This is a genomic window from Arthrobacter sp. UYEF20 (assembly GCF_040546335.1).
GTDB lineage: Bacteria > Actinomycetota > Actinomycetes > Actinomycetales > Micrococcaceae > Arthrobacter.
On the sequence record NZ_JBEPNP010000002.1, the window covers coordinates 73,325 to 87,007 of the forward strand.

At 67.7% G+C, this 13,683-nt stretch carries 11 protein-coding genes; 9 read left to right on the forward strand and 2 right to left on the reverse strand.

Annotated elements, in window-relative coordinates:
- Nucleotide 1 precedes the first annotated feature (1 nt).
- Both ABIB26_RS02865 and ABIB26_RS02870 read left to right on the forward strand, forming a co-directional pair.
- Complete coding sequence (locus tag ABIB26_RS02865; protein WP_354239407.1) at nt 2-436, forward strand: chorismate mutase; 435 nt, start codon at nt 2-4, stop codon at nt 434-436.
- 25 nt (nt 437-461) lie between these two features.
- The gene (locus ABIB26_RS02870) at nt 462-1,541 is read left to right on the forward strand and encodes a uroporphyrinogen decarboxylase/cobalamine-independent methonine synthase family protein (RefSeq protein WP_354239409.1); all 1,080 of its coding nucleotides are present in this window, start codon (nt 462-464) and stop codon (nt 1,539-1,541) included.
- A gap of 38 nt (nt 1,542-1,579) precedes the next feature.
- On the opposite strand, the gene ABIB26_RS02875 is transcribed toward ABIB26_RS02870, so the two are convergent.
- On the reverse strand, nt 1,580-2,293 hold the full coding sequence (locus ABIB26_RS02875) for a DUF4166 domain-containing protein (RefSeq protein WP_354239411.1): 714 nt from the start codon (nt 2,291-2,293) through the stop codon (nt 1,580-1,582).
- Between the two features lie 187 nt (nt 2,294-2,480).
- Between ABIB26_RS02875 and mtrA the strand changes: the two genes are divergently transcribed.
- The 7 genes from mtrA (at nt 2,481) to secA (ending at nt 12,972) form a co-directional block, all read left to right on the forward strand.
- Nucleotides 2,481-3,155: an MtrAB system response regulator MtrA gene (gene mtrA, locus ABIB26_RS02880; RefSeq protein ID WP_354239413.1), complete on the forward strand. Its 675-nt coding sequence runs from the start codon at nt 2,481-2,483 to the stop codon at nt 3,153-3,155.
- 196 nt (nt 3,156-3,351) lie between these two features.
- On the forward strand, nt 3,352-5,133 hold the full coding sequence (gene mtrB, locus ABIB26_RS02885; RefSeq protein ID WP_354239834.1) for an MtrAB system histidine kinase MtrB: 1,782 nt from the start codon (nt 3,352-3,354) through the stop codon (nt 5,131-5,133).
- Entirely contained in the window at nt 5,130-6,851 is a 1,722-nt protein-coding gene (locus ABIB26_RS02890; RefSeq protein ID WP_354239415.1) for an LpqB family beta-propeller domain-containing protein, read from the forward strand. The genes mtrB and ABIB26_RS02890 overlap by 4 nt, the downstream gene beginning before the upstream one ends.
- 77 nt (nt 6,852-6,928) lie before the next feature.
- Nucleotides 6,929-7,996 (forward strand): ComF family protein, encoded by a 1,068-nt coding sequence (locus ABIB26_RS02895; RefSeq protein ID WP_354239417.1) that lies wholly within the window; start codon nt 6,929-6,931, stop codon nt 7,994-7,996.
- A gap of 143 nt (nt 7,997-8,139) precedes the next feature.
- Complete coding sequence (gene hpf, locus ABIB26_RS02900; protein ID WP_354239419.1) at nt 8,140-8,865, forward strand: ribosome hibernation-promoting factor, HPF/YfiA family; 726 nt, start codon at nt 8,140-8,142, stop codon at nt 8,863-8,865.
- Nucleotides 8,866-8,898: 33 nt separating this feature from the next.
- Nucleotides 8,899-10,149: a winged helix-turn-helix domain-containing protein gene (locus ABIB26_RS02905; protein ID WP_354239421.1), complete on the forward strand. Its 1,251-nt coding sequence runs from the start codon at nt 8,899-8,901 to the stop codon at nt 10,147-10,149.
- Between the two features lie 84 nt (nt 10,150-10,233).
- Nucleotides 10,234-12,972 carry a preprotein translocase subunit SecA gene (gene secA, locus ABIB26_RS02910; RefSeq protein ID WP_354239423.1) on the forward strand — a complete coding sequence of 913 codons (2,739 nt, stop codon included), beginning with the start codon at nt 10,234-10,236 and terminating at the stop codon, nt 12,970-12,972.
- 155 nt (nt 12,973-13,127) lie between these two features.
- On the opposite strand, the gene ABIB26_RS02915 is transcribed toward secA, so the two are convergent.
- The gene (locus tag ABIB26_RS02915; protein WP_354239425.1) at nt 13,128-13,634 is read right to left on the reverse strand and encodes an Rv3235 family protein; all 507 of its coding nucleotides are present in this window, start codon (nt 13,632-13,634) and stop codon (nt 13,128-13,130) included.
- Nucleotides 13,635-13,683: the final 49 nt, after the last annotated feature.

Consider the following 13,683-nt stretch of genomic DNA (forward strand, 5'->3'; position numbering starts at 1 on the left):
AATGACCGAGCAGAGCCACACTCATCCCGATGCCGATTCCTATGATCCTGGGGCCAGTTCACTGGCCGGCCAGGTGGATCCCGCGGTGATGGCTGAACTGTTGTCGATCCGCTCCAGCATCGACAACATCGACGCGACCCTCGTGTTCCTTCTGGCCGAACGCTTCAAGGCGACGCAGAAGGTCGGCTTCCTCAAGGCCGCCCATAGGCTTCCCGCCGGGGACCCCGGCCGGGAGACGGCCCAGATCGCGCGCCTGCGCCGGCTCGCCGCCGAGGCGCATTTGGACCCCGGATTCGCCGAAAAATTCCTGAACTTCATCATCGGCGAGGTCATCCGCCACCACGAAGCGATCGCCGAAGACCATGAGGCCGCCGCGCAGGCAAACGGCTCCGGCCGTCCCGGTCCCGCGGGCCCTGCCGTCTCCGCAGGCGCCTGAGATGGCCGCCCCTCAGCCTAAGAATATGACTCAAACTCCGACTCAGACTCAGAATCAGACGCCGATTCCGGCTCCCACTCCGGATCCGGTCCAGGTCACGGCCACAGCGCTCGGCCCGTGGCCCGGCGAAGACCCGGTCGAGGCCGCACGGATCATCCGGGGCGAACTCGGCAGCCCGCACCTGCCCTTCCTCGCCGAGCTCCCGGACCGCGGCGTAGGCTCCGACGCCCTCGGCCGGACCGCATCGCTGCTGGTGGAGCTGTCCGTGGATGTGCAGCCCTATGGCTGGCGGATCGTGGACCGTCCCGGCAAGGACCTGAAGCGGGCACGCTCCGGCCTGTCCACCGACATCAACATCCTGGCCGACGTGATCGGCGCCGAGGACACGCCCGCCACGGACCTTAAGGTCCAGCTGCGCGGCCCGCTCAGCCTCGCCGCCGGCCTGCATCTTCACAACGGTGAGCGGGCGCTCATCGATTACGGCGCCAGGCGCGACATCGCCTCCTCGCTGGCGGCGGGAGTCGGCGGTTACCTCAAGCGGGTGGCAGAGGCTGCCCCCGGCGCCCGGATCGTGGTCCAGATCGACGAGCCGGAGATTGCCTCCGTGCTGGCCGGCACCATTCCGACGTCCAGCGGCTACCGGACCCTGCGCTCCGTCCCCGGCGAGGAGGCTGCCGACTCCTGGCGGTTGGTCATTGACGCGCTGCGGGCAGCGGGCGCTGTTGAAATCGTCGTCGCGGTCCCGGAGGTCGAGGCACCCTTTGACCGGATCCTTTCCGCCGGGGCGGACGGGATCGCCGTCCCGCTGCGGGCCCTCACCTCCCGCCAGTGGGAGCAGCTGGCCGGCGCCGTGGAGGCCGGCAAGCGGCTCTGGGCCGGCGCGCTGGACGTGGCCGCGCCGTCCGCGGTGCTGCCGCGCGTCGCCGACGTCGTCGAAACCCTCTGGCGCCCGTGGCGCCAACTCGGGCTGCCGGCGTCCTCGCTGAGCGCGCTGCGGGTCACTCCCTCGGAAGGGCTGGCGGGGCACTCGCCGTCGTCCGCGACTGCCGTGTTGACCCGGCTGACCCAGGTGGCGGACGGACTCAACCAGCTGGCCCTCGGCTGAACCGCCAACCGGCACAGACTGCAGCCAGGCCGAAGTGCTCAGACCCGGCTCTCCCAGCGGTCCGGCCTGTCGCCGTCGGGCAGGTAGCCGGGGGCGGTGATGCCCCCGGCGTAGGGTTCCAGCCGGTAGTCGAAGTGCCCGGCGTAGACCAGCACCAGGCCCATCTGCGGCTGGATCACCTTGACCTGGATCCGGTGTTTGCCCTGGCTGCCTTCCTGCGGCTCCCACCACTGCTCGGCGTAGGCTGTGGCGTCGAAGGCGCGGGGCAACGGAATCCGCAGCGGCCCCAGGAACATCCGCGACGCTTCCGAGACGCCGCGCAGCCGCCCGCCGGCGGTGACGCTGAGCTGGAGGTCGGTGACGAGCCGCCGGTACCGGCCGACGTAATCGACGAGCCCCTGCCTGCTGCCGGAGTCCTCGAAGCTCGTGGTGTCGTGGAAGAGCCGGGTGGTGCCGGGGAAGAAGATCTGACGCCTGGCCGTCAGGCTGGAGCGTCCGAACGGGTCCAGATGGGCATGGTTCTCGATCCGGAACGGGATGCCCCCGCCGTACTCGGGGAAGAAGGCTTGCTCGCCGCTGGTCAGGCGCAGCAGCGGACGCAGCCAGGGCTGCCGGCAGCCCACCGCCTCAAACACACCCTCGCCCACGCCGTAGTGGCCCGAGCCGGGGACAAGCGAGAAGTAGTCCTGCAGTTCCGGCTGCAGCCGGCCAAAGTCGCGGCCGAGGGCGAGCTGGTAGATCGGGGTGTACACGGGAGCCTCCTGGTCATTCCGGCTGTCCTGGCCGGAGGGGTGCCTGTCCACAGCATGCAGGACGAGCAGTCTCTTGTCACCACCGCATTGTCCGTGGGCGGAAGTTTCGGCCGCCCGGGGCGTGCCCGCGCCATGCCGGGAAATCGCTGAATACGACAAAGCCATTTCAATGAGGGAATATATAACTATGAAGGCACGCATTCTGGTAGTGGACGATGACGAGGCGCTCGCCGAGATGATCGGCATTGTGTTGCGCAATGACGGCTTTGAACCCGTCTTCTGCGCCGACGGCGGGCAGGCGCTCGAAGTCTTCCGTTCGTCGAAGCCCGATCTCGTGCTGCTCGACCTGATGCTTCCGGGCATGGACGGCATCGAAGTCTGCCGCCAGGTCCGTGCCGAGTCGGATGTCCCCATTGTCATGCTGACGGCTAAATCAGACACCTCGGACGTGGTCCGGGGGCTGGAGTCCGGCGCCGATGACTATGTGCCGAAGCCGTTCAAGCCTGCCGAGCTCGTGGCCCGCGTCCGGGCCCGGCTCCGGCCCGGCGACCAGAAGGCGCCGGAAACCCTGCGCATCGCGGACGTCACCATCGACGTGGCCGGCCACCTCGTCAGCCGCGGCACCGAGCGGATCTCGCTCACGCCGCTTGAATTCGACCTGCTGGTTGCCCTGGCCCGCAAGCCGTGGCAGGTCTTCACCCGGGAGCTCCTGCTGGAGCAGGTCTGGGGCTACCGCCACGCCGCGGACACGCGGCTGGTCAACGTCCACGTCCAGCGGCTGAGGTCAAAGATCGAACGTGACCCGGAAGCCCCCGAAGTTGTATTGACGGTCCGTGGTGTCGGCTACAAAGCAGGTTCCTGAGCCCTCGGACGGCCGGCCGGTCAGCGCGCCGGCACCCGCCCACGCCCCCGTCCCGGAGCCGGCACCCGCGTCCGCGCCTGAACAGGCACCCGTCCCGGAGCCGGCACCCGCGTCCGCGCCTGAACAGGCACCCGTCCCGGAGGGGCAGCAACACGGTCCGGCCGGCGGCTGGCCTCTCGTACGCTTCCGCACCAGAATCTGGCTCCGGCGCGCACTGATCATGGGTGTGCGGGTGGCCCGACTGGTCCGGATCGGAGTTTCCGGACTACTGCCCGGCACCCGCTTTCTGCTGCGCTCCGTCCACCGGAAATGGCGCCGCTCGCTGCAGTTCCGCACGGTGCTGACGACGCTGATGCTCGCTGTCAGTTCCTTTGCCGTAGTGGGCGCCTACCTCTCCAACCAGATCGCCAACAACCTTTTTCAGGAACGCCTTGCCCAGGCGGAGTCCGAGACGCGGTACAACGTCAAGCAAGTCCAGGACACGTTCGACGGCGCCCAGGTCACCGACCAGTCCAGCGTCATCACGCTCGTCTACGACACCCTGAACGCCGTCGAGGGCCGCGGCTCGGTGATCCAGCGCCGCTACGTCTTTGAAGCGATGCCGGAACAGACCAAGCCCCGCAACCGCTGGGTGGAATCGCGTGCCTCGGACCAGCTGACCATCAGCGTCATCCCGCCCGAGCTGCGCAAGGCCGTCCAGGACTCCGGCAAGGACCAGTTCTGGGCCTCCACGGAATTCCCGGTGGGGACCGAGGACCGCCCCGGCATCGCCGTCGGCAACAAGGTCACCTTCAACGGCACCGTCTACGAGCTCTACCTCATCTATGACCTCAACACGGCGCAGAAGACCCTCAATGAGATCCAGAACGTGCTGCTTGCCGGCGCTGCGGTGCTTGTGCTCATGATCGGTGCCGTCGCCTGGTACGTGACCCGCAACGTCGTGAGCCCGGTGAGCCATGCCGCCGTCGTGTCGGAAAAGCTGGCCGCAGGGCAGTTGCAGGAGCGCATGGTGGTCAAGGGCGAGGACGAGGTGGCCCGGCTGGGCGCCTCGTTCAACCACATGGCCGCGAGCCTGCAGGAACAGATCACCCAGCTCGCCACCCTGTCCCAGATGCAGCAGCGCTTCGTCTCCGACGTCTCCCATGAGCTGCGCACCCCGCTCACCACCGTGCGCATGGCCGCGGAGGTGCTCTACGATGCACGCGACGATTTCGACCCCATCAACAAGCGCTCGGCCGAACTGCTGTACCACCAGGTGGAGCGGTTCCAGTCCCTGCTGGCGGACCTGCTGGAAATCTCCCGCTTCGACGCCGGTGTGGCCACGCTCGACGCCGAGCCCACCGACATAGTCCAGCTCATCACCCACGTGATCGAGGGAGTGGCCCCCGTCGCGGCCGAGTACGGCTCCGAGGTCACCCTCAACGCCCCCGCGGGCAGCGTCATCGTCGAGACGGACGACCGCAGGATCGACAGGATCCTGCGCAACCTCATCCTTAACGCCCTGGAGCACGGCGAGGGCCGGCCGGTGAACGTCTCCGTGGCGGCCAACGGCACCGCCGTGGCCGTGGCGGTCCGCGACCACGGCATAGGCATGAGTGCGGCGGAAGCGGCCCGCGTCTTCGACCGGTTCTGGCGCGCCGATCCGGCCCGGGCCCGGACCACGGGAGGCAGCGGCCTGGGGCTCTCCATTGCCGCAGAGGACACCAAGCTCCACAACGGCTGGCTCCAGGCCTGGGGAAAGAAGGGCAACGGGGCCAATTTCCGCCTGACCCTTCCGCTGCGCCAGGGCGCGACCATCACGAGGTCGCCGCTCCAGCTGGAACCGGCCGACGTCGGACTCCCTGGTTCCGGGCCTCGTCGGACCATGCTGCTCCTCGACCCGGCGCCGGTCCAGGACGGCCAGGCCGGCGGCACCGGGGATGCCGGAACCGGCACCGGGACCGCGGGCACCGCCGCGGGAATGAAGGAGGAGTCATGAGGGGCTCCCCGAGGAAGCTCACGGTTTTCTGCGCCGCGCTGCTGGCAGCAGTCCTGCTCCTGCTGACGTCCTGCGCCCAGATCCCGCGCTCGGGGCCGGTCGGCAAGAGCACGGACGAAAGCGCCGGAAACCCCAAGAATGCCCCCGTCTTCTTCCCGTCCGCGCCCCGCCCGGGCGCAGGACCCGAGGCGGTGATCGAGGATTTCTACCTCGCCGGCAGCGGCTACGAGGACGACTACGCCGTCGCCCGCCAGTACCTCACGCAGGCCTCCTCAGTTTCGTGGAAACCGGACCAGCAGGTACTCGTCTTCCGGTCCGCCCGGGTGGTGCGCACGGACGTCGAAAACGTGTTCAACTACGAACTGGACGTGGCCTACTCGGTCGACGCCGACGGCGTTGCCACCCAGCTTCCCGCAGGCACCAGGGAGAACATTCCTGCCACGCTGACCCAGGTGGACGGCGAATGGAGGATAGCGGAGCTTCCGGACGGGACGGCCATCCCGGAAGAGACCTTCAAGGTGATCTACGGCGCCTACCCGATCTACTTCTACGACCCCACCTTCACCTACGCAGTCCCCGATGTCCGCTGGTTCATCAAGAAGAAGACCGTCAAGGCCATGACCAGCGCGCTCCTCGGCGGACCCGCCCCCTATCTCCAGGGCGCCGTCGTCAGCGCCTTTCCCTCGGGCATCAGGCTGGCCCGGGAATCTGTACCGGTTGTCTCCGGGGCAGCCCAGGTGGATCTCACGGCGAAGGACCTCGTGGAGGCCTCCAACGAGGACAGGCTGCGGATGCAGACGCAGCTCGCGTTGACGTTCCGCAGCCAGCCGGACGTCATCAATGTGGAACTCCGGGCCAATCAGGACCTGGTGCGTGTCGAAGACAACGGATCGGTGCTTCCGCCGATACGCGACAAGAACGTCCCCGCCCGCCAGATCGCCGTCAGCAACAACGATCTGGTCCGGTACGAGAACAACCGGATCTCGCCGCTTCCGGACATCCAGTCCGTCGCCGCGCTGGTGCCCCGGGCCCCGGCGGAGTCTCCGGTCTCGCAATCGGCGGCATTCCTCAACGCCGGCCGCACCACCCTGTACTCCATCCTGCCGGGCCAGCCAGCCAGGGCACTGACCACGCGCGCCAGCCTGTCGAGGCCATCCTTCGGACGCTTTGACTGGGTGTGGACGGCCGGTCCGGGAGCCGGCGGCGCCAGCGAAGTCGTTGCCTACCGGCCCGTCGGCGTGGCCGAAGGTGCGGCCGTGCCCACGGTGTCACTGGCGCCGGGCTGGCTTGCCGGGCGGACCGTCAAGGAGTTCAGGGTGTCCCGTGAAGGCGCGCGGGCGCTCGTTGTCTCGGAGCAGAACGGCAAGACCAAGGTCCAGGTGACGGGCATCATCAGGGCGGCCGACGGCACTCCGCGGGACCTCACCGCACCGATGACCCTCCTGACCGCCACTGACCCGGACCAGGGGGTCTGGGTGGACGACACCATGGTGGCCGTCATGAAGGGTTCCGCGAGCGGATCCGTGACTCCTGAACTGCTGTCCCTGACGTCCGCCGTGCCCGAGCAGCTCGCGCCATGGCCGGGACTCACGGCTCTCAGCGCCGGCAACGGCACGGAGGAAATCTTCGCCCAGTCGGCCGAAGGCATCTTCCAACGGCTGGGCAACGGCTGGTCGCCCCAGCTCAAGGGATTGATCGATCCGTCCTTCCCCGGCTGAACTGCGGTCTCCGCAGGCTGTCCACATAGCGGTGCCGGCAACTGTCGCCGCCCGCGGGGCCGCGCGAGCCTTGGAAGATGACGAGGTACATGTGGCTCGGCAGGCGGCCGGCGGACCCGGACCTGGCCCCGCCGGAAGTCCAGCCGGCACGGCATCGCGGCGACTACCGGCGCGGACTGGTGCGGCTGGCGGACCGGACACAGGCCGCAGCGGCTGAACTGCTGGCACTCGCCGCCCCGGTGGGCTGCGTCTGCTGCGGGGCGGAGGACCTGGTTCTCTGCGGCGATTGCGCGCGGCAGGTCCGGCAGCTGACCCGGAACCCGTTCCGGGCGGAGGCGCAGGCGCCGGCGCTGATGGACATGGACGGCTCCGTGCTGCTTCCGGTGGTGGCGGCCGGCGCCTACCGCGGTGAGCTGGCGCAGGCTGTGCTGTCTTTCAAGCGGTACGGCCAGGCGCAGCTCGGTGACGTGCTGGCCAAGGCCCTCGCCGGGGCGGTGAGCTCCGCAGTGGGGGATTCTGCGGGGCTGTGGCTGGTGCCGGTGCCCACGAGCAACAGCGCCTACCGGAAGCGGGGCTTCAGCCCGGTCCATCTGCTGCTCAGGAGGTTCAGCCGATGCGGGCTTTCGGGGGCCGCGGCGGGGGCCGGTCCCATGGTCGTGGATGCCCTGCGGAAGGCCGGACCCCTGGCGGGCGCTCGGAAGTCGCCTACAGCGGCGTCCGGTCTGCCGGGGCCGGGTCTGCTGGGGCCGGGTCTGCCGGGGCCGGGTCTGCCGGGGGCGGGGGCCGCGCCGACGTTCGGGACTGGAAAAGGCCGTGACGCTCTGCGGGGACTGGCCGGCGGCCAGAAAGGGCTGGGGCGTGGTGCCCGGGCGCAGCGGGTGCGGGGATCCATGCGCGCCAAGGGCGGCCGGTGGCATCCGGAGCTGCGCGGACGGCCCTGCATCATCGTTGATGACGTGCTGACTACGGGCGCCACCCTTGCAGAGGCTGCCCGTGCCTTGCAGCTGGCAGGAGCCGTTGTCCGGGGTGCTGTCGTGCTCGCTGCGACACGGCCGCCCGTCGCGTCCGACTTCGGAGCCGCTGACGGCATGGTGGCAGGCCAGGCGGCCGCCATGGAAAAAAATAAACCACAAAAGGATGAATAAGAGGTGGCTATGAACTAACGTCGAAGATGGGTACCAAGAACAGATGTACCTGTCGATAGCGGCTCGGAAAGGGGCTCGACTGTCAGTCAGATCGGCCCCGGGAAGTGCCGCCGTCGTGTCACCGAAGTTATTTGGAGGGCACCATGGAGTTCATGATCAGCGGACGAAATCTAACGGTCTCAGACCGGTTCCGCGAGTACGCCGACGAGAAGATCTCGAAGATCACCTCGCTTGGCGACAGGGTCCAGAGGGTGGACGCGAAGGTCTCCAAAGAGACTAAGGCCCGTCAGGCCGATGAAATGCTCACCGTTGAGCTGACAGTCCTGGGCCGGGGCCCCGTCATCCGGGCCGAAGCCAGCGCCGCAGACAAGTTCGCCGCGTTCGATCTCGCCTACAACAAACTTCTTGAACGCCTGCGCAGGGCCAAGGACCGCAAGAAGGTCCATCACGGCAGGCACACCCCCGTGGCCGTCCGCGAGGCGACGGCCTCGCTGGAGCCGGCCAGCACCACTGAACCCCTCTACGAGGAAGCGAGCCGCTGGGACGAACCGAAGCAGGCTCCCGCGGAGAAGTCTCCCTATGAGGTCGAGAACGACATCCCCGCCGGCGACTCGCCCGTGCTGATCCGCCGCAAGGTCTTCCCGGCGTCCTCCCTGACACTTGACGATGCGGTGGACAATATGGAACTCGTCGGGCACGCCTTCTACCTGTTCGTGGACAAGGAAACCAAGGCGCCATCCGTCGTGTACCGCCGCGACGGGTGGACCTACGGTGTGATCTCCCTCGACCAGACCTGCGAACCGGGCGAGACACCGCCGGAAGAGAAGATCCTTGCCTACCGTTCCGAGGAGGAGCCGGCCAGCACATAGGCCGATGCTGACTTTTTCGACGAAGGGACTGGCATGCGCGAATCGCTGAGCCTTAAGCAGGCCCGGCGGATCGCATTGGCAGCCCAGGGGTTGGACAAGATGCGGCCCGCCGGACCCGTGACTGCACGGGCGGTGGGCCGCACCTTTGCCCGCCTGCACCTGGTCCAGATCGACTCCGTGAACGTGCTGGCCCGGAGCCACTACCTGCCGTTCTTCTCCAGGCTGGGCAACTACGACCGCGGGATCCTGAACCGGATGGCCGGCAGCCACCCGCGGCGCATGATGGAGTATTGGGCCCACGAGGCCAGCTTCATCCGCCCCGACCATTTCCGGGACCTCGTCCAGTGGCAGAGCCGGAAATGGGTGGGAGCACACGCCATGGACCCGGAACTGCGGAACGGCGTCGCGTCCCGGGTGCTGGAGGCGCTCGCCACCGGGAAGCCCATGACCGCTGCGGAACTCACGGCCCGCCTTGGACACGTCGAGGACAAGCAACAGGAAAACTGGGGCTGGAACTGGAACGCCGTCAAGAGGGTCCTGGAACACCTCTTCGAGGAAGGCCTGGTCTCCGCCGCTTCCCGCACCGAATCCTTCGAACGCCGCTACACCCTGACCGCCAAAATCCTGCCTGCGGGCCCCGTTGGTCCTGGCGTGTCCGAGCCGGACCGGGCAGCCTCGATGGACCGGCTGATCGAAGCCGCCGCCCAGGCGCACGGGATCGGTACGGTCCGCTGCTTCGCGGACTACTTCCGGACCCCGCTGCCGGCGGCAGCCGTGTCCGTGGAGCACCTCGTCGGGGCCGGGCGGCTGCAGCCGGTCACCGTCGCCGGCTGGGACAAGCCGCTCTACCGGCACGTGCAGGCGAAGCTGCCGCGTGCCGCCACCGGCCGGGCGCTGCTGAGCCCCTTCGACTCCCTTGTCTTTGAGCGCCGCCGGCTCGAGGCACTCTTCGGGTTCCACTACCGAATCGAGATCTACACCCCGGAGGCGAAGCGGCGCTTCGGGTACTACGTGCTGCCGTTCCTGCTGCGCGACGGGATTGTGGCCCGGGTGGACCTCAAGGCCGACCGTGCCAACGGGCTCCTCCTGGCAAGGGCCGCGCACGCGGAGCCGGCCGCGCCGGCCGATACCGCCGTCGAACTCGCCGCGGAGCTCCAGCTCATGGCAGAGTGGCTGGAACTGGACCGGGTGGTCGTTTCCCCCACGGGGGACCTGGCGCCGGCGCTCGCGGACGCCGTCGCGGGGACAGAATCACCGGGACGGAAAAAGCTGTATCCGCTCTGAGGGAACAGGCGTAACCGGCTGCGCGTCTCTCCCGTAGACTAAACACGCCAGAATTCGGCGGCTTGAGACTGGGAGCAACTTCACGTGGCATCACTTATCGAAAAACTTCTCCGCACGGGTGACAAAAAAACCCTGCGTCAACTGCGGAACTATGCCGATTCCATCAATGCCCTGGAAAGCTCCTTCAAGACCTTCACCGACGCCGAATTGCGTGAAGAGACCGACCGGCTCCGTGCCCGGCACGTCGACGGCGAAAAGCTGGACGAGCTGCTGCCCGAGGCGTTCGCCGCCGTCCGCGAGGCCTCCTCCCGCACCCTCGGCATGCGCCACTTCGATGTCCAGCTGATGGGCGGCGCCGCCCTGCACCTGGGCAACATCGCCGAGATGAAGACCGGTGAAGGCAAGACCCTGGTGGCCACCGCTCCGGCCTACCTGAACGCCCTTGCCGGCAACGGCGTGCACGTCATCACCGTGAACGACTACCTCGCCGAATACCAGTCCGACCTCATGGGCCGCGTCTACCGCTTCCTGGGCCTGAGCAGCGGCTGCATCCTGTCCAACCAGGATCCCGCCGTGCGCCGTGAGCAGTACGCCGCGGACATCACCTACGGCACCAACAACGAATTCGGCTTCGACTACCTGCGCGACAACATGGCGTGGGACAAGTCCGAGCTGGTCCAGCGAGGCCACCACTTCGCCATCGTCGATGAAGTGGACTCCATCCTCATCGACGAGGCCCGCACTCCGCTCATCATCTCCGGACCCGCGCAGGGCGACACCAACCGCTGGTACAGCGAATTCGCCAAGGTTGTCACGCGGCTGAAGCCCGAGACCGACTACGAGGTCGACGAGAAGAAGCGCACCGTCGGCGTCCTCGAGGCCGGAATCGAAAAGGTGGAGGACTACCTCGGCATCCACAACCTCTATGAATCCGCGAACACCCCGCTCATCGGCTTCCTGAACAACGCCATCAAGGCCAAGGAACTGTTCAAGCGGGACAAGGACTACGTCATCCTCGACGGCGAAGTGCTGATCGTGGACGAGCACACCGGACGCATCCTTGCCGGCCGGCGGTACAACGAGGGAATGCACCAGGCCATCGAAGCCAAAGAAGGCGTCGAGATCAAGGCGGAGAACCAGACCCTCGCCACAGTGACGCTGCAGAACTACTTCCGCATGTATGACAAGCTCGCCGGCATGACGGGCACGGCCGAGACCGAGGCCGCCGAGTTCATGAGCACGTACAAGCTCGGCGTCGTCGCCATCCCCACCAACCGCGACATGACGCGGATCGATCAGGCGGACCTGGTCTACAAGAACGAGGCAGTCAAGTTCGACGCCGTGGTCCAGGACATCGCCGAACGGCATGAAAAGGGACAGCCGATCCTGGTCGGCACCACCAGCGTCGAGAAGAGCGAATACCTGTCCCGGCTGCTGGCCAAGGAAGGTGTCCGGCACGAGGTGCTGAATGCCAAGAACCACGCGCGGGAAGCCGCGATCGTGGCGCAGGCGGGCCGCAAGGGCGCCGTGACCGTGGCCACGAACATGGCCGGCCGCGGTACCGACATCATGCTCGGCGGCAATGCCGAGTTCACCGCCGTTTCCGAACTCGCCAAGCGCGGGCTGGACCCGGAGGAGAACTCAGAAGAATACGAGGCCGCCTGGCCGGCCGCCTTTGAAGCCGCCAAGCAGTCCGTCAAGGAAGAGCATGAAGAAGTCCTCGACTTCGGCGGCCTGTACGTGCTCGGCACCGAACGCCACGAATCGCGCCGCATCGATAACCAGCTGCGCGGACGATCCGGGCGCCAGGGCGACCCCGGCGAGTCCCGGTTCTACCTCTCCCTGACCGATGACCTGATGCGCCTGTTCAACTCCGGCGCGGCGGAGCGGCTGATGAACAGCTCCGTGCCGGACGACGTCGCGCTGGAATCCAAGCTCGTCTCCCGCGCCATCGCCTCGGCCCAGGGCCAGGTGGAGGGCCGCAACGCCGAACAGCGCAAGAACGTCCTGAAGTACGACGACGTCCTGAACCGCCAGCGCGAAGCCATCTACGGCGACCGCCGGCGCATCCTGGAAGGCGATGACCTCCATGAGAAGGTCCAGTACTTCCTGGAAGACACCATCAACGCCTTCATCGACGAAGCCACGGCCGAGGGCACCGGGGACGACTGGGATTTCAACCTGCTGTGGTCCAACCTCAAGACCCTGTACCCGGTGAGCGTCACGCCGCGCGATCTGATCGATGAGGCCGGCGGCAAATCGCGGATCACGGTGGACTTCCTCAGGGAGGAGATCCTCTCCGACGCCCGCCTGGTCTACCAGGCACGCGAAGGGGCGATCGGCTCCGAGAGCATGCGCGAACTTGAGCGCCGGGTGGTCCTGTCGGTGATCGGACGCAAATGGCAGGAACACCTTTATGAGATGGACTACCTGAAGGAAGGCATCGGCCTGCGCGCGATGGCCCAGCGCGATCCCCTGGTGGAGTACCAGCGCGAGGGCTTCATCATGTTCCAGGCCATGATGGAGGCCATCCGGGAGGAAAGCGTCGGCTTCCTGTTCAACCTTGAGGTCGAGGTGACCCCCGCCGAGGACGTGGTGATCGCCGACGCCGCGGGCCAGCACACGGAGCACCACGAGCCGCAGATCCACGCTGCCGGACTCGAAGCCCCTGAGAAGCCTGCCCAGCTGCAGTACACCGCTCCCGGGGAGGACGGCGCGGCCCAGACCAGAGTCGAAGCCAAGGCCTCCGGCCGCTCCGGAAACCCGGCCAAGGCCGCAGCCCAGGAGGCCCCGCGCCGCGCCAGCAAAAAGAAGCGGCGCTAAGCCAGCCGCTGACGCACCATCGACGGCCATGGAAGGGGACCGGAACACTTGTTCCGGTCCCCTTCCGCTTCTCTCTCCTCCTTCCGTGAGCCCTGTCCTTCCGGGAGCCCTGGCCGTCTCTGGGCCTGCCTGTGCGGCCTGCGCGGCCTGCGGTGTCAGCCGATTTCCAGCGCCGTGACCCGCCAGACAAACCTGCTACGTTCCAGCCGGAGGGCGACGGCGCGGACGCGGAGCTCGTCGACCACCACGGCACTGGCCTCATAGACGTCCTCGGAGACCTTGCAGGCCCGGACCGAGCGCACGGAGGGGTTTCGGTGCAACCGTCCTGCGGTCGGAGAGTTCCCGGACGCCACCCGCCGCGTCAGGGCCGCCCGGTGCTGCAGGGCCGCAAGGCAGCGCTCGTCGAGCCGCCGGGCAAGCTGCTGGACCGGCCGTGTACCGGCCAGGACCTCGATCGCGGCCTGGACCGTGCCGCGGCAGATTGTACAGATTTCGCGACCCTCATCCACAACTTGCAGGGGTGCCCGATGTTCCGCCGTTGCGGTCTGCGGAGCTGCCGCGCGGGCCGCCGCCGGGGCGGCACCAGCGGGGACCACGCGGAGGGGCGTGCGGGGTGATGCTGGGGGTGCCGCGAGTGCGCGGATCCCGGTGTTGGCGCTCATGGTGGTTCCTTTGCTGTTGGCTGTTGCTGGATTCCGGTGCTGCTGCGTT